The organism is Enterococcus salsurae (assembly GCF_054784955.1).
In genome coordinates, this window is record NZ_BAAHWY010000004.1 from 238,193 (window position 1) to 255,180 (window position 16,988).

At 43.1% G+C, this 16,988-nt stretch carries 17 protein-coding genes and 1 other annotated feature; of the genes, 1 reads left to right on the top strand and 16 read right to left on the bottom strand.

The features are described from left to right. Nucleotides 1-43 precede the first annotated feature (43 nt). The 13 genes from msrB to ACYVRS_RS11320 form a co-directional block, all read right to left on the bottom strand. The gene (gene msrB / locus ACYVRS_RS11260; protein WP_054115976.1) at nucleotides 44-481 is read right to left on the bottom strand and encodes a peptide-methionine (R)-S-oxide reductase MsrB; all 438 of its coding nucleotides are present in this window, start codon (nucleotides 479-481) and stop codon (nucleotides 44-46) included. An 80-nt stretch (nucleotides 482-561) separates the two neighbouring features. Beyond that, nucleotides 562-1,122 (bottom strand): Maf family protein, encoded by a 561-nt coding sequence (locus ACYVRS_RS11265; protein ID WP_313510545.1) that lies wholly within the window; start codon nucleotides 1,120-1,122, stop codon nucleotides 562-564. Next, complete coding sequence (mutL, locus tag ACYVRS_RS11270; protein ID WP_461203382.1) at nucleotides 1,119-3,215, bottom strand: DNA mismatch repair endonuclease MutL; 2,097 nt, start codon at nucleotides 3,213-3,215, stop codon at nucleotides 1,119-1,121. The genes ACYVRS_RS11265 and mutL overlap by 4 nt, the downstream gene beginning before the upstream one ends. Nucleotides 3,216-3,230: 15 nt before the next feature. Next, complete coding sequence (gene mutS, locus ACYVRS_RS11275) at nucleotides 3,231-5,783, bottom strand: DNA mismatch repair protein MutS (protein WP_461203383.1); 2,553 nt, start codon at nucleotides 5,781-5,783, stop codon at nucleotides 3,231-3,233. After that, on the bottom strand, nucleotides 5,767-6,153 hold the full coding sequence (locus ACYVRS_RS11280; protein ID WP_054115773.1) for a YlbF family regulator: 387 nt from the start codon (nucleotides 6,151-6,153) through the stop codon (nucleotides 5,767-5,769). The genes mutS and ACYVRS_RS11280 overlap by 17 nt, the downstream gene beginning before the upstream one ends. Nucleotides 6,154-6,158: 5 nt before the next feature. After that, nucleotides 6,159-6,956, bottom strand: coding sequence for a TIGR00282 family metallophosphoesterase (locus ACYVRS_RS11285; protein WP_313538075.1), 798 nt, complete (start codon nucleotides 6,954-6,956; stop codon nucleotides 6,159-6,161). A gap of 164 nt (nucleotides 6,957-7,120) precedes the next feature. Continuing rightward, complete coding sequence (pepT, locus tag ACYVRS_RS11290; protein WP_461203384.1) at nucleotides 7,121-8,356, bottom strand: peptidase T; 1,236 nt, start codon at nucleotides 8,354-8,356, stop codon at nucleotides 7,121-7,123. A 47-nt stretch (nucleotides 8,357-8,403) separates the two neighbouring features. After that, a complete protein-coding gene (locus tag ACYVRS_RS11295) occupies nucleotides 8,404-8,826 on the bottom strand; it encodes a methylglyoxal synthase (RefSeq protein ID WP_461203385.1) in 423 nt (140 codons plus the stop codon). A gap of 104 nt (nucleotides 8,827-8,930) precedes the next feature. Beyond that, a complete protein-coding gene (locus tag ACYVRS_RS11300; protein ID WP_312499742.1) occupies nucleotides 8,931-9,707 on the bottom strand; it encodes a Cof-type HAD-IIB family hydrolase in 777 nt (258 codons plus the stop codon). A 226-nt stretch (nucleotides 9,708-9,933) separates the two neighbouring features. Further along, complete coding sequence (locus ACYVRS_RS11305) at nucleotides 9,934-10,800, bottom strand: MetQ/NlpA family ABC transporter substrate-binding protein (RefSeq protein WP_313540611.1); 867 nt, start codon at nucleotides 10,798-10,800, stop codon at nucleotides 9,934-9,936. A gap of 42 nt (nucleotides 10,801-10,842) precedes the next feature. Next, the gene (locus tag ACYVRS_RS11310; protein WP_313540613.1) at nucleotides 10,843-11,613 is read right to left on the bottom strand and encodes an SDR family NAD(P)-dependent oxidoreductase; all 771 of its coding nucleotides are present in this window, start codon (nucleotides 11,611-11,613) and stop codon (nucleotides 10,843-10,845) included. Between the two features lie 8 nt (nucleotides 11,614-11,621). Then, nucleotides 11,622-12,095: an S-ribosylhomocysteine lyase gene (locus tag ACYVRS_RS11315; RefSeq protein WP_461198746.1), complete on the bottom strand. Its 474-nt coding sequence runs from the start codon at nucleotides 12,093-12,095 to the stop codon at nucleotides 11,622-11,624. A gap of 139 nt (nucleotides 12,096-12,234) precedes the next feature. Next, nucleotides 12,235-12,488, bottom strand: a binding site (T-box leader). Between the two features lie 88 nt (nucleotides 12,489-12,576). Further along, nucleotides 12,577-13,374 carry a formate/nitrite transporter family protein gene (locus ACYVRS_RS11320; RefSeq protein WP_430610855.1) on the bottom strand — a complete coding sequence of 266 codons (798 nt, stop codon included), beginning with the start codon at nucleotides 13,372-13,374 and terminating at the stop codon, nucleotides 12,577-12,579. A gap of 367 nt (nucleotides 13,375-13,741) precedes the next feature. Here ACYVRS_RS11320 and rpsD point away from each other — a divergent pair, with 367 nt between their 5' ends. Continuing rightward, nucleotides 13,742-14,353, top strand: coding sequence for a 30S ribosomal protein S4 (rpsD, locus tag ACYVRS_RS11325; RefSeq protein ID WP_054115764.1), 612 nt, complete (start codon nucleotides 13,742-13,744; stop codon nucleotides 14,351-14,353). A 78-nt stretch (nucleotides 14,354-14,431) separates the two neighbouring features. On the opposite strand, the gene spx is transcribed toward rpsD, so the two are convergent. The 3 genes from spx to ACYVRS_RS11340 form a co-directional block, all read right to left on the bottom strand. Beyond that, nucleotides 14,432-14,881 (bottom strand): transcriptional regulator Spx, encoded by a 450-nt coding sequence (gene spx, locus ACYVRS_RS11330; RefSeq protein ID WP_054115763.1) that lies wholly within the window; start codon nucleotides 14,879-14,881, stop codon nucleotides 14,432-14,434. 18 nt (nucleotides 14,882-14,899) lie between these two features. Then, nucleotides 14,900-15,325, bottom strand: a complete 426-nt coding sequence (locus ACYVRS_RS11335) for an Asp23/Gls24 family envelope stress response protein (protein ID WP_461203386.1) — start codon at nucleotides 15,323-15,325, stop codon at nucleotides 14,900-14,902. 297 nt (nucleotides 15,326-15,622) lie between these two features. Then, the gene (locus ACYVRS_RS11340) at nucleotides 15,623-16,984 is read right to left on the bottom strand and encodes a citrate/2-methylcitrate synthase (RefSeq protein ID WP_461203387.1); all 1,362 of its coding nucleotides are present in this window, start codon (nucleotides 16,982-16,984) and stop codon (nucleotides 15,623-15,625) included. Nucleotides 16,985-16,988: the final 4 nt, after the last annotated feature.

Here is a 16,988-nt window from a genome sequence, read left to right on the forward strand (position 1 = left end):
CAAAAAAAGGACTGCCCGTAAAGACAGTCCTACAGCGATCTGATTATTCGACGACTGATTTATAGTCACCATAGCCTTTTTCATCCATTTCAGCTAGAGGAATGAATTTTAACGCTGCTGAATTGATGCAATAGCGCAAACCGCCTTTGTCTTGCGGTCCATCTGAAAAGACATGGCCCAGATGAGAATCTGCTTCTTTGCTGCGCACCTCTACCCGATGCATCCCATGGGAGAAATCAGCTTTTTCTTGAATATCTTGACGACTGATAGGTTTAGAAAAAGAGGGCCAGCCACAGCCTGCATCAAATTTATCCGTGGAGGCAAATAATGGATCGCCGCTGACGATATCCACGTAGATCCCTTTTTCGTAGAAGTCATCATACGTTCCCGTAAACGGTCGTTCTGTCGCATTTTCTTGTGTAACAGCATATTCGATCGGTGATAGGGTTTCTTTCAATGCTTCTTTATTTTCTTTTGTCATAGTGTCACCTGCTTTCAAATTTCGACGCTTCCTGTTGCATTTATTCTGCCTCTTTTGGACTGGATTGTAAACTGACTTGCTTAGAAGGGCGCAGAAAATGCAGTCAACATGCGGTGGACGGTATTGACAGGAAAACCAACGATGGCATAATAATCACCATTGATGGCTTCAACGAATACTTTTGCAGCCCCTTGAATACCATAAGCACCTGCCTTATCCGCATATTCTCCTAAATCAAGATAGCGGTGGATCATCTCATCTGTTAAAGGACTAAAGGTGACTTCAGCTGAAACGACTGCCTGACATTGCTGATCGCCTTTTTGCAAATAGACGGCTGTATGGACCCAATGCTTCTTGCCGCTCATCAAGCGCAACATGCGATAGGCATCTTGCCGATCGACGGGTTTACCTAATATTTCACCATTGATGGTGACCGTTGTATCGCTCGCAATCACTAAATCGTTAGGATGGTTTGGTAGGACCACAGCTGCTTTTTCAGCCGCCATCCGCGCAACGTAAGCAAGCGGTGCTTCTCCGATACGGACGCTTTCGTCGATATCAGCGGGTACAACAGTGAACGTTGGCACCAATTCCGCCAACAGTTCTTTTCTTCTAGGGGATTGTGAGGCTAAAATAATCATTCGATTGCACTCCTTGCGCCATGAGGATCTTGGATTCGTTTGAACATCCGCTCCATATCACTATTGGTAAAATGGATCAGCACAGGCCGTCCATGTGGACAATTGAAGGGATTTTCACATTGTGCCAAATCGATCAACAATTGCCGTGCTTGTGCTTCATTAAGATAATGATTGGCTTTGATCGACCGTTTGCAACTCATCATAATAGCAATCGCTTCGCGAAATTTTTTGACACTGACACTGCCAGTAGTCAATAGCATATCAATCATTTCCCGCACGATCGATTCTTCTTCCCCACTTGGATACCAAGTCGGATGTGCCCGCAAAATAAAACTATTGGCACCAAATGGTTCTAAATAAATCCCGACTTCCGCTAACTGCGGACTTTTTTCTTGAATTTGCAGGGCATCACTGTTGGGATAATCCAAAACGATCGGTACCAGCAACTCTTGCTGATCAGTAGTCACATCACCAATTTTTTCCCGAAAATATTCATATTTGATCCGTTCTTGCGCGGCATGTTGATCAATGATATACAGCCCTTGTTCACTTTGGGCAAATAAATAGGTGCCATGCATTTGGCCGAAATAAGCCAATTGCGGAAAACGCTCTTTGGTGGGGGATTCTTCCAATAAGCGGTCAACTGTTTTTAAGTAATTTTTGTCCCCACCATGTATTTCTGGATGCAAGTGAGACATTGTCTCTTGTTCAATAGCTGCTTCTTTTGGTGTCTCAGCAATTGGCATCTCATCCGCTTCGCTTCCATCAGGCTGCTTCGGAAACGCTTCTTCGATAAACGAGTGAATGGGTTTATTCGGTAAGGATGCCGCTAAATTTGTGAAAGCTTCAGGACTTTCCACGGGTCTTTCATTGGATCCATTCTCTGATTCTGGAAGTTTTCCACCTTCCTCCACAGGTTTTTCCACAGACTTATCCACAGTCTGTTGATAAGTCTGATTGGTTTCAAATTTGCCGGTTTGGCGATTAAAGTGCAAATCAGAAGAGCCTTGCGGGGTTTCTAATGCTAAGCCCATTTGTTCTGCTTTGGGCTGGTCTTTGACTTTCTTTTTGAAACGAAGATTATCGGCAGCATTCGGAATCAAATTGATTTCCCGCAACGCTTCATTGATTGCTGCACTGATCAGTTTCGTCAATTCCGTTTCTTTTGATAAGCGAACTTCTTGCTTGGTCGGATGAACATTGACATCTACAAGTAATGGGTCCATTTGGATCTCTAAGACCGCAAGTGGAAAGCGGCCAATCATCAATTTCGAGCCATAACCTGCAACAATGGCTTTATTCAAGGCAAAGTTGCGGATATAGCGGCCATTGATGATCGTGGATAAGTAATTCCTGCTGGCGCGGGTTACCTCTGGCAAGGAAACAAAACCCGTCACTTTAAAATCTAAATCCGATGTATCGATAGCGACCATTTTCTTGGCTGTCTCCACGCCATAAATACCAGCGATCGTTTGCTTCAACACCCCATTACCGGTGGTCCGCAGCATCGGGTTGCCTTCATGGATCAGTCGAAAGGCAATCTCTGGATGACTCAAAGCGATTCGATTAACGATATCCCCCACATTCGCCAACTCAGTTTGCAGCGTTTTGACATACTTCAAGCGAGCCGGTGTATTGTAAAAGAGATTTTCGACAGTGATTTTGGTTCCTTGCCTCAAATTGGCCGGTTTGTGTGCTTCAACCGCACCGCCTTTCAAACGGACATAGGTGCCTTGAGCTGCTTCATTGACAGCTGTTTCGATCGTTAAGACTGAAACAGAAGCGATACTTGGCAATGCTTCACCGCGAAAGCCCAGCGTACGGATGCGGAACAAGTCATCCCGATTATGGATTTTACTGGTGGCATGCCGTTTAAAAGCTGTCAACACATCTTCTTCAGCAATACCTTCGCCATTATCGATCACTTGGATCTTACGCAAGCCAGCTTCTTCAATAAAAATATCGATCTGTGTACTGCCGGCGTCGACAGCATTTTCAACTAATTCTTTGACCACAGAAGCCGGTCGTTCGACGACTTCTCCGGCAGCAATCTGGTTGGCAAGACGTTCAGACAATTCTTGGATCTTTCCCATCTGCTGACCTTCCTTCTAGATTCGTTTTTGCAATGCATACAACATATTCAAGGCGTCCATCGGTGTCATTTCTAATAAGTTTAATTTCTTCAGTTGATCGATGACCCCGATTTCTTCTGTTGAGATTTCACTAAATAAAGACAGTTGTTGATTTTCTTCGATTTGTGGTTTTGGTTGTACCGTTGGTTCATGTTCTTCTAATGCTTTCAAGATGGTGGCGGCTCTTTGGAGCAACGGGCTTGGCAGTCCTGCGATTTTGGCAACATGGATTCCATAGCTCTTGTCTGCGGGTCCCTCCATCATCTTGTGCAGGAACACAACTTCCCCTTCTTTTTCAACAGCACCTACATGGATGTTGCGTAGTTTGGCTAGTTCTTCATCCAACACGGTCAGCTCATGATAGTGGGTGGAGAATAGGGTCTTGGCCCGTACTTCTTTGTGGATATATTCAATGATTGCTTGCGCCAGAGCCATGCCGTCATATGTCGCAGTTCCTCTGCCTAGCTCATCAAACAAGATCAAGCTATTAGGTGTCGCATGACGGAGTGCTTGATTGGCTTCCATCATTTCCACCATGAAGGTACTTTGACCAGCAATCAAGTCATCACTGGCACCAATACGGGTAAAGATACGATCAAAAATCGGCATTTCTGCGGATTGCGCCGGAACGAAACAACCGATTTGCGCCATAATCACCAATAAGGCAAATTGACGCATATACGTACTCTTACCAGACATATTCGGCCCTGTGATCAGTAAGATTTCCGTATCCTCAGTCATCACAATACTGTTGGGAATATATTCTTGGTGGCCCAATACTTTTTCGACCACTGGATGTCGGCCATCAATGATCGATACGGCACGTTTTTGGGCAATCGTTGGCCGCACATACTGATACCGTTCTGAGATTGTCGCAAAGCTTTGCAACACATCCACTGCGCTGACTGCTTTGGCTAGTTTCTGCAACTGAGCAATCTTTGCTTTGACCGCTTCTCGAACCTCTAAAAACAAGCGATATTCTAAATCAACAGATTTTTCTTCAGCTTCTAAAATCAAGGTTTCCAACCGTTTCAATTCAGGGGAGATGAAACGTTCTGCATTGGCTAGGGTTTGTTTCCGTTCATAGCGAGAAGTATCCACATTGACCAAATTGGCTTTGGTGATCTCAATATAGTAACCAAATACACGGTTAAAGCCTACTTTCAATGTTTTGACACCAGTCGCTTGCCGCTCTTTGGCCTCCAGTTCGGCTAACCATTTTTTTCCATCCCGCATGGCTGTCCGATATTGATCCAATTGCGGATCAAAACCGTCTTTGATGATATTGCCTTCCGTGATCTGTAACGGTGCGTCTTCATCGATGGCCGCTTCGATCAGCGCAACTAGATCATCCATTGGATTTAGTTCCAACAATAGGTCGTTCCATTCGCCACGGTTGATGCCTTCCAGTAGATTGCCGATCAAGGGAACTTGCATCAAGGAAGATTTCAATTGCAATAAATCACGGCCATTGACATTGCCAAAAGCCACTCGGCCAACCAAACGTTCCATATCATAGACTTTTGTCAATGCTTCTTGCAGATCGCCTCGTTCAAAGAAACTATCCAGCAAAGATTGGACCATATCTTGACGGGCAGCGATTTTTTTCGGTTGGATCAATGGTCGATCCAACCATTGTTTCAATAGACGTCCACCCATCGCTGTTTTGGTTTCATCTAATAGCCACAATAAAGTGCCTTGTTTTTTCCCTGTACGAATCGACTGGCTTAATTCTAAATTAAATTTAGAATAATGATCCATTTTCAGGGCATGGTCTGGTTGATAAGCGACAGCTTGTTGAATATGGGCCAAACTGCGTTTTTGGGTGACTGAAAGATAGCTGAGTAATTTACCAGTCACTTCTTTGATCGTTGGCTCAGTCAGCTGGCTTGTCAAAAACTGAAATTCTGCATTGTCTTCATTCGTTTCTTGGTTAGAAAAAACCACTTCTAGACGGGTCGTCAATAAGGTTCTCAGTTCCTCAGAGATCTCACTGCACAAAACAACTTCCTTCGTTTGCAGCGCAGCAGCTTCATTGAGTACTGCTTCTTCATCTTCGATGACAGCTGCTTTCAATTCCCCTGTACTTAAATCAACATATGCAAAGCCAAATTGCTGATTTGCGTGCAAAACTGCCGTCAAAAAATTATTTTCTTTCGCCGTCAATCCCTTACTGTCCATGATCGTTCCTGGCGTGATCAACTGAACGACTTCACGTTTGACCATTCCTTTAGTGGTTTTAGGATCTTCTACTTGTTCGCAAATAGCGACTTTATACCCTTGCTCAATCAGGGTATCGATATAGTTGCTTGCTGCATGATACGGTACGCCGCACATTGGAATCGGATCTTCCGCATTTTTGTTGCGGCTGGTCAATGTCAGTTCTAAGATTTGCGCGGCTTTGATGGCATCTTCATTGAATAATTCATAGAAATCTCCTAAACGATAGAACAAAAAAGCATCTTGGTATTGGGCCTTGATGCTTAAATACTGTTCCATCATGGGAGTGTTTTTAGTCTTTTGAGGCATGTTGTTCCTCCTCCTGGATGGGTATATTCATTTGCTTTTGGATTTCATTGGTCACATAGTGCAATAATTCATCTGCTTCTTGTAATGCCTCCCGATAGGCAACCACGATCGGGTGGTGTTCATATTCATTTGTCAATGCTTCATATTTATTTTGCGCTGCTTGATACGCTTCAGGTTTATGGTAATACTCGTAGTGGACCATATCCTTTTGTGCCTGTTTGATTGCTTCCTCCAAAGATTGTAACTTGGGATTCGCTGCGGCCCGCTTTTGGATTGCTTGAAAATTCCGGACAACAGAATGATCTGCTAAAAGCTGTTTCAAACTGGCCACTTCACTGGCGATTTTTGGTTCTTTCTCTAGTTGATCCATCGTTCTTACTCCGTAAATGGGCGGTCTTCACTGATTTGGATTGGTTTGATTGATTTGGCTTTCCCAGATGTTTCGTCGATCTCGATCAGGCAGGCCGATAGGAGGCTGCGGCCTTTTTCGATGACTTCAAAACGTTGCGGCAAAGCGGTCAAAAATTTCTCGATCACTGGTTCGCGTTTCATACCCAAAATACCATCGTAGGGGCCTGTCATGCCAACATCAGATAAGTATGCCGTTCCTTGAGGCAAAACTCGCGCATCATTGGTCTGAACATGGGTATGGGTGCCGACAACAGCAGAAACACGGCCATCTAAATACCATCCCATTGCTTGCTTTTCACTCGTGGTTTCCCCATGGAAATCAACAAAAATAAAAGGGGTCCGTTTGCGTGCAACAGCCAGTAACTCTTCCATTTTGCGAAATGGGTCGTCTAGATCAACCATGAAGGAACGGGCTTGCATATTGATGACTGCCAATTCAATCGTATTGACTTTGACAAAAACCATCCCCACCCCCGGTGTCCCTTCTGGAAAATTAGCCGGTCTGATCATTTTTTTTGCATCGCCGATAAATTCAAAAATATCCCGATTGTCCCATGTATGATTGCCGAGTGTGACAACATCAACACCGTCTTGCAAAAATTTCTTATAGATTTTCCCTGTGATACCGCGACCAGCTGCCGCATTCTCGCCATTGGCGATCGTCACTTGCGGCCGATAGGCTTTCTTTAGTCTTGGCAAATACTCCGTGATCGTTTCTCTGCCTAATGAACCAACAACATCTCCAATAAATAATACCCGCACACGATTTCCTCTTCTCTTTTCACTTCTTTTCTATTATAAGGGTTTTGGTCAAGAAAAAAAAGGTGCATTCCTTGTTCAGATCTTGAATCACGCAGGCAAGATTCCCCATGTTTGGCAGCACAGCAAAAAAAACGCACCTTTTTCCAAAGTACGCGTTCTTGGCTTTAGTTCTGTGCATCCGCTTCAGTACCGACATGACGAACGATCGCCACGATCAAATCACGGGCTGTTTCCATCGCTTCGACTGTGATGAACTCATATTGTCCATGGAAGTTTTCCCCTCCGGTAAACAAGTTCGGTGTCGGGATGCCCTTATACGTGATTTTTGATCCGTCTGTGCCGCCACGAAAAGGTTCTTCAATTGGTGTGATCCCGATTGCTTTCATCGCTGCTCTAGCTGCTTCGATACTACGCGGGTCTTCTTTGATCAGGTCCCCCATGTTGTAATATTGATCATAAAGTGTGTAGGTGATCCGCTCTTGACCATACTGACTGTTCAACGCGGCAATGATCGCTACCATGTTTTCTTTACGCTGCTCAAACTGCTGATGGTCGTGGTCACGTATGATGTAGGATACTTCAGCTTGGCCAATATGCCCGCTCAAGTTGTGCAGCAGATAAAATCCTTGATAGTCTTTCGTCAACTCTGGCACCTCAGCTGCCGGCAAAGCAGCATCGATTTGATGGGCAATCTTCAAGGCATTGACCAAACGGCCATACGCCGTTCCCGGATGAACACTGGTGCCGTGGATGGTGATATCGATCCGCGCCGCATTGAAGGTCTCGAACTCCATATGTCCGATCCGACCGCTGTCCATTGTATAGGCAAAAGCAACTGGAAAATCTGCGGGATCAAAGCGATCTGCCCCAAGGCCGATCTCTTCATCTGGACCAAAAGCAACCCAGACATCCCCACGTTGTTGGGGATCTTGTTTTTGTAAGACGCGCACTGCATCAATGATCTCTGCGATTCCTGCCTTGTCATCCGCACCTAGTAATGTCGTGCCGTCAGTGGTGATCAATGTCTGACCAATGTAATCCGTCAAGTTAGGAAACTCAGCCACCCGCATCATCAATTGTTGTTCTTGATTGAGTACGACGTCTTGACCATCATAATTTTCGTGGATCTGGGGTTGGATATTTTCGGCTGCAAAATCCGCTGTATCGACATGGGCAATAAAGCCGATTGCTTCTTTTTCAGGATTCCCTGGCAAACGACCAATCACAAAACTATTTTTTTCGTGATAAACGACGTCTGACAGGTCCATTTCAGTTAGTTGGTCTTTCAACAACAAAGCAAGTTCGACTTGCCCTGGTGTTGTAGGAATCTGTTGGCTGGTTGCATCAGATCGGGTATTCATTTTGGCATAAGTGAGGAAATCCTTCAATATTTGTTTCATAGCGACACTTCTTTCTTGTTTATATCATTGTTATTTACTATATCATGTTAAAAAGACAAGGGACGATGATCGGTTTCATGGATCACCTCGCGAAAATCAGCAAAACCAGCAGCCAAACCTCTCAGCAAGATTTCTGCAGTACCCATATTGGTCGCGAGGGGAATCTCATAGACGTCTGACAATCGTATCAAAGCAGTGACATCTGGTTCATGGGGTTGCGCTGCCAAAGGATCCCGCAAAAAAATCACCATATCCAAATCATCTTGTGAAATCATCGCGCCGATTTGCTGATCTCCACCTAATGGGCCCGATTTATAGCAATGCACCGGCAGACCGGTTGCTTCTTGGATCCTCTTTCCTGTCGTCCCTGTTGCAAATAATTCATGTTGCACCAAAATCTCGCGATAGGCGGTCACCAGTTTGATCATGACCTCTTTCTTTCGATCATGGGCGATCAATGCAATTTTCATCTTGTCTTCCTCCTTTTTTCTCTATTGTACCAATCAACTAAGATATTGTATGAAAACCATAAAAAACATAGCGGCACGCAATTCAGCCCCGCTATGTTCGTCATTTAAATCAAATGCAGCTCTTTTAACGCCAACCAAATACCATCTTCATCATTGCTTGCAGTCACCATATCCGCCACTTGCTGGATCGCAGGTACAGCATTGCCCATGGCCACACCAATGCCAGCAGCTTCTAGCATTTCTCGGTCATTTTGGCCATCCCCAAAGCAGATCACATCAGCTTGCGAAATGCCTAATTGTTCTGCAACACACAAAATCGTTGCCGCTTTTGACCCTTCTTTAGGCACCACATCGACACTGTTTTCATGCCAACGAACAAAGCGTAGTTTGCTGTATTTGTCATCAAAATAATGCTCATATTCTTTTCCATAGAAAGCCAATGCTTGATAGACTTCTTTTTCTTCAGGAAAATCCATATCTAATTCTGGCAACTGTGCACCAAAGGAATGCATCGCAGCTTCCATCTTCTCAATATTTAAAGAAGAAGCTCGTTTGGCTGTATCCATCCCAACAAATGCGGTGTCTATCCCTAGGTCATGGGCTTCAGCCACAAAATTGTGCAATTGTTCCTCATCCAGCAAATGTTTGTACACTTGTTGATGGGCCAAAAAGGCTGCTGCTCCATTACAAAGGATATAGTTGTCAAAAGCAAGGGAACGAATCACGTCTTGTGCATGAAAACGACTGCGTCCAGTCGCCACTGTTACGAAGTGTCCCGCATCCCGCAAGCATTGCAATGCCTCGACTGTACTGTCTAAAGGCTGTTTGTTCGAGTCAAGCAGAGTTCCGTCAATATCAAAGGCAAAGAATTTCCGATTCATAAAAGGTTAAGGCTCTCTTTCTATAAGAAGTATCCATTTTTTAAGACGTACATCCTTGAACATTTTTTTCGTTCAAAGGAAATCTTACTTCCATTCTTACATAAAAATGCCGTCTTTTCAATGTTTCTGAGTCAATCCTTTCAACGAAAATCTTTTTCGTGTTTTCAAGCTGCGTAAACGAATCCTCCACTTTTCTCTCACATACCGCCCTCTACCTCGATGAAACTCATTGGACGTCTTGCCACAACGTAGTGATATCTTCCTGGACGTCCACTTTGGTTCCGCCAAAATTGTCTTCAATATAGTCCTTCACTTCATCACTATGATAAAGATCTGCCAATTTTTGCAATGCAGGGTCATCTGCGTTTTCTTCAGTGGTCACCAACACATTAATACTGGTTTTGGTATTTTGATCGATTTCTTCTTTATACAACGAATCCGTTAAGACATTCAACCCGCCCTCAAAAGCCACCGTATTACTGATCAATGCTAGATCGACATCTGGCAAGATTCTAGGTCCAGTCGTGTCATCAATCAGTTTGAAGGTCAAATCTTTTGGGTTGTCTACTATATCAGAAGGTGTCCCAGTTCCATTGTCAAAATCATCCGATAGCGTAATCAAGCCAGCTGCTTCTAATAAGCGCAACCCTCGTGCTGTATTCGCTGGATTATCTGCTAAAGCAACCACTGCTCCATCAGGAACATCCGCGATATCATCGATTGAATCGGAATAAATCCCCATTGGCTCCATATATGTCGTAGCGATGGGAACCAAATCTGTATCACTATCATGATTGAAGCTCAATAAATATCCTAGAGATTGAAACGCATTGACAGCTACTTCTCCCTCGACAGTGGCTGCATTCAACTGCGGACCGCTGTCAATTTCCTTGACTTCGATCGATAACCCTGCATCTTTGGTTTCATCAAGTCCAGCAATAAATGTCCAAATCTCGGCATCACTCCCGACAGAACCAATCACCACTTTTTCCGGCGCTGTTGAATCGCCACTCGCTGATGTATCAGCTTGTTGCCCACATCCCGCAAATACGAATGCCGAAAACAGTAAACTTACGCCCAAATATTTTTTCATCCTACATCCATCCTTTTTGTGTTTTAATTACCTATTATTCTATTAGTGCATCGTCATACCGCCAGTAACATTGATGGCTTGACCTGTCATATACGCTGCTAAGGGGCTTGCTAAGAATAAGACCACATTGGCCACATCTTGCGGCGTTCCTGTGCGGCCTAATGGCACTTGCGCTATATCTTCGGCAACGATATCTGCGACAGATAGTCCACGCAATCTTGCACCATCCACTCTTTCTCGCTGCTTCATCTTTGTTTCGATAATTCCAGGACAAACAGCATTCACCAGAATGTCGTCTGGGGCAACTTCTAATGCCAAATTTTTTGTTAACCCTATTAGGGCATGTTTTGAGGCTACATAGGCGCTCATGCCACGATACGGATTCTTCCCAGCCTGAGAAGCAAGCACGATCACTCGACCATGCTTTTGCCACCGCTTCATTTCTGCTGTGATTTTTCGCAATACGAGGTAGGCACCTCTCGTATTGACAGCAAAAACATGGTCGAAATCTGCTGTCTGACTTGTGAGAAATGGATCCATGATCGATAACCCAGCAACATGCACCAACACATCAGGAACCAACTGATGTATTTGGATCATTTCAACAAGCTGATCAATCGACGCTTCTTGTTGAATATCAACATGTATTTGATACGCACCATCTCCTGCTTGCGTCCAATCTTGTGTATATTGACGGTCTGCATCGATCACGATTGCCCCTTCAGACAAAAATGTTGTGCGGATCGCCGCACCAATCCCTTGTGCACCGCCAATCACCAATACGACCTTTTGCTGCAACTCAGAAAATACCATGTTCTCACCTACACAACGCGGCGGACAAAAGCATCACGACTAATTCCTTGATCCAACACTGATTTCGCCCATTCTTTCGCAGAAAACAAGGAGTGATCTTTATAATTCCCACAACTTTTGGCATCTGTCCCCTGAACATCAGACCATTCAATCTCATCAACGATTTGTGTCAAGGTATCTTTCAATGCTACGGCGACTTCTGCAGGCTCATATCTGTCCCATACGATCAAATGAAATCCAGTTCGGCAGCCAAATGGAGAAATATCGATGATTCCTTCCAATCGGTCTCTGAGCAACGCGGCCAGCAAATGTTCTAAAGTATGGATGGCGCCGGTAGGGATTTCTGCTTGATTGGGTTGGGCAAAGCGAAGATCATAATTGGTGATCGTATCGCCCTTCTTCCCAGTTTCCGTCGTGATGACGCGAACATAAGGTGCAATTACTTTATTGTGGTCAAGGGTAAAGCTTTCTACTTCTGCCATTTATTTTCCTACTTTCTATGATTGATTGTTTATCATTGCCGTAAAGGCATTGAAACCGAGAGAAATCACTTTCTACAATCAAGCTGTTTTTGGGTGCCCATTTTTTAGGGTAAAAAAAAATCCTTAAGAGAGTTATTCTCCTAAGGATGTAATCAACTTACATGGTACCACCTTTGTGCGCAAACTTCTTACGAAGCATGCCTCTGCTCCCATACGGCTTGCGCGATATAGGGATCCATGATAACGGGGACAGCCGTGTACCTCTAAAAATAAATTCTCGAAGTACCCACTCAAAAGCCATTTTCAGATTCATTTTCTTCCACCCATTTTCAGCATACAGGGCTCTCTGTCAGGAATATGACTAAATCTTACTTTCTTCATCAACGTGTTTGTTGCTTGATTTTTATCAAGAATAGCAGATGGGCAAATGGCTGTCAATCAAATTTTTCACAAAAAAAGAAGCATTGCTGCTTCTTTTTGATTAGTCTACATAAGTTGATTTAGAATTGTTCAACCAAGCATAGCCCAAGCCCATCACAAGTCCGCCACCGATATAATTACCGATAAAAGCAAAGACTAGGTTATGGATCACACTGCCGACAGTCATGCCAGCTAGGTGACCGCCTGAAGCCCAGAAAGCCAAAGTGAAGGCTGGGAAGTTGGCGATAACGTGTTCGAAGCCTAAGAAGGCAAAGATGAAAATGATGAAAATGATCGCTGCCACTTTACCAGCATCGTCTTTCATCCGCATGCTGACCAAAACAGCTGTATTCACGACAATATTGGCAAACATCGCTTCAACCAAAATTTGAAGTGTTGATTTATCCAATTTTGCAGTGATCGATGTCAACATGAAGTTATCTGCTGTCAAACCTTGGAAAGGACCTGTCAACGCAACGATCGAGCCGAAAATCACGCCACCGATCAAATTGAATAGGACACAGGTAAACAAAATCTTCAATGCCAAAGGAACGCTCAAACGTTTTCGATAGACCCCAACTGTCATATACAACATATTCGATGTACCAAGTTCCGCATTCATATACAAAATCATGACCAAAGACCAGCTGAACATAAAGGCATACAAAATTTTCCCAAGTCCATGGACCATGGATTCACCTTTCATGGCAATCGCAAAAGCAATTGCTGTACCAAGGGTCAAGAATAGGCAGGCCATCATTGCACGGACAGCGTAACGTAAATAACTACTTTTGATCAAATCGATTTTCTTTTCAATAGAGGAATCGATCTTCTCAAATAATGGGGATACTGGATTCATTTTTCTGCTCCTTTTTTGTTTATTATCTTTATTCGTTATAAATTGCACAATACTTCCATATTCTAATGACGAAACACTTTTTTGTAAAGGGATAATTGAAAATATAAGGAATTTATGAAAAATTTCATTCCCAGTTTTCATATAAGCAACCAGAAGTATATCTTGACTTATACAGCAATATTTCGTATACTATTCTTTGTGTAAAATAATGCAGCAGGGAAATAATAACTCGTCCCCAGTTCGTTGCCCGCAGGGTTCAATTGCGTAACCGCGGCTGCAAAGGTGAAGATTGAAGAATGAACTGTACGAATATGAATTTTTCAACGGATTATTTTACTCCAAACTAATTTATTGGAGGAACCAAATTATGTCACGTTATACTGGACCATCATGGAAAATCTCTCGTCGTTTAGGTATTTCATTATCAGAAACTGGAAAAGAATTGGCACGTCGCCCTTACGCTCCAGGTCAACACGGACCAAACAGCCGTGGAAAGAAATCTGAATACGGCATGCAATTAACTGAAAAACAAAAACTACGTCATATGTACGGCGTCAACGAACGTCAATTCCGTACATTGTTCGTTAAAGCTAGCAAAATCAAAGAAGGCAAACACGGTGTTAACTTCATGATCTTACTAGAACAACGCTTAGATAACGTTGTTTACCGTCTAGGTTTAGCAACTACACGTCGTCAAGCACGTCAATTGGTCAACCATGGCCACGTATTGGTAGACGGCAAACGTGTTGATATCCCTTCATACCATGTTGAAGTGGGTCAAGTGATCAGCGTTCGCGAAAAATCACAAAACATTTCTACAATCAAAGAAGCTGTTGAAGCAACAGCTGGCCGTTCTTCATTTGTCAGCTTTGACAGCGAAAAATTAGAAGGTTCATTGACTCGTTTACCTGAGCGCGATGAATTGACTGCAGAAGTTGACGAAGCATTGGTCGTTGAATTCTACAACCAAGTCCTTTAATTTTATCAAAGAACACGATCCGTTATCGGATCGTGTTTTTTTGTGTAAAAAAAGGAGAAGCACAATGCTTCTCCTTTTTCAGATAATATTCACAACAGATTTGCCTTCGGTCTTCTTTTGGCGGTAATTGAACATCAATAGTTCCCGCTGCCGTTTTTTAAAGATGATCTTTCGCAAATTTCGTGGTACAAACTTACGGATATCCTCTTCATTGTAGCCAACTTGCAGTTTATTTTGATCAATGATGATTGGGCGTTTTAATAAATTAGGGTAGGTTTCGATCAAGCTGAGGAGTTCTTCAAGTTTCAACTCATCCAAATCAATAGCCAATTTTTGATAGACTTTAGAACGGGTAGAAATAATATCTTCCGTACCATTTTTGGTCAAAGAAAGAATTTGTATTAATTCCTCACTATTTAATGGATCGCTAAACATGTTTCTTTCTTCAAAAGGCAACTCATTTTCGGTCAACCAAGCCCGCGCTTTGCGGCATGAAGTACAGCTTGGTGTTGTATATAGTGAGATCATTTGATCATTCTTCCTTTCTTACTGATTTTGATTTGTTTCTTGCTGTGAAGTGCCATCTTCCATCTTTTCAAAGGTTTCTTGCGTCACGACATCCGCAATACGAATATTGATTTCTTTGACAGTTAATGTGGTCAACCGGCTGACTTCTTGCAGCACGATTTCTTGAACCTGTCCAAATAATTTCGGCATATCTTTTCCATAAAGCACGACTACTTCTAAATCAACAGCGATTTCTTCTTTGCCAATCTCAACATTGATCCCAGAAGCGACTTGTTCCTGTTTTTCAAGGGCTTCTGTTTCGTCGGTAATGAATCGGCCATTCAAGCTGATCAACCCATCCACGGATGTCAATGCTGCAGCAATAATCGTTTCAATGACTTTCTCTTCAAAGGACAGTTCATTCGTTGGTTCTTGCTGATTTTCTGTTTGTTGATCGTATGTCATTTTTCACACTCCTTGGTTTGACGAATACAAATATGCCAACGCGCTCACCTGTTGCACAACTTTATTTCCTCAACTTTCAAACGCTAGGAAAATATCCTACCCTTTAAGCATAATTTTTTTTCGGTTTTTTTACAAAGAAAAACACTTGTTACCCGAAAAATAATCTATATTGAAACAAAATAGGTAGGTTAAAAAAACAGACCCCTCTATGCTTTACAGTACAAAAAAAGGCGTAGATTTCTCCACACCTTAAAAATTCTCATTTTTAGGATCATAGCCTAAGAATACTCCTGTTTTTTATCTTACATCCAAAGCAACGTACCCTCGATCCACCGATACCTCTTTATATGCCGGGCGCATGATCTTTTGTGCATTGACCAATTCTTCGATCCGATGGGCAGACCAGCCAACGATTCGGGCGATTGCAAACATCGGTGTATACAACTCCTCCGGCAAATCTAACATATTGTACACAAACCCACTGAAGAAATCGATATTGGCACTGACCCCTTTGTACATTTTGCGTTTTTCTTTGATGACTTCAGGCGCAATCCGTTCCACCATGGTGTACAGTTGATATTCTTCCCATGCCTGACTGCCTTTTTCTTGGGCCAATTTGGCGACATAGTTTTTGAAAATCGCTGCTCTTGGATCATTGTCACTGTATACGGCATGCCCCATGCCATAGATCAACCCTTTTTGGTCAAAGGCTTTCTTATCCAATACATTCTCCAAATACACGCGAATCGCTGATTCATCCAGAGTATCAGCAACTTGTTGTTTTAAATCTGCCATCATTTCTGTTACTTTGATATTCGCGCCACCATGCTTGGGACCTTTTAAGGAGCCTAGCGCTGCAGCAATCGTGGAATAAGTATCGGTGCCGCTGGAGGTGACGACTCGGGTCGTGAAGGTGGAATTATTCCCGCCGCCATGTTCCATGTGCAAGACCAATGCCATATCTAAGGTTTGTGCTTCTTGGAAAGAATATTCTTTGGTAGGGCGCAACATCGTCAAAATCGTTTCAGCAGTACTTAGATTCTCTGGCGGTCGGTGAATATACATACTTTCCCCTTGACTGTAATGATTATAGGCATGATAAGCATAGATGGCCAACAAGGGGAAGACACTGATCAACATCAAACTTTGTTCCAGCACATTTTCAATACTTATGTCATCTGACTTCGGATCATAACTTGCCAATGTCAGTATACTCCGAGATAAACTATTCATAAGATCAGAAGAAGATGCTTTCATAATGACATCCCGCACAAAATTTGTGGGCAATGTGCGTTTCTCTGCTAAAAGCACACGAAATTCGCCTAGTTCGTCTATGGTTGGCAATTCGCCAAAAAGTAATAAATATGCAATTTCCTCAAATCCGAATCGATCTTCATTGACAAAACCTGCAACCAACTCATTAATGTCAATCCCTCGATAACGCAACTCTCCACAAGCAGCGATTGGTTTTCCATCCACGATTTTCTCAGGATATATCGTGGATATCGTCGTCAATCCTGCTACAACACCAGTTCCATTAACATCTCTGAGTCCTCGTTTGACATCATATTCTGTATAAAGATTCACATCAATTTGATTGGTATCCTGACATCGTGATGCGAGAAATGATAGTTTCTTATCCATCTCTAATTTTCCCATAGCT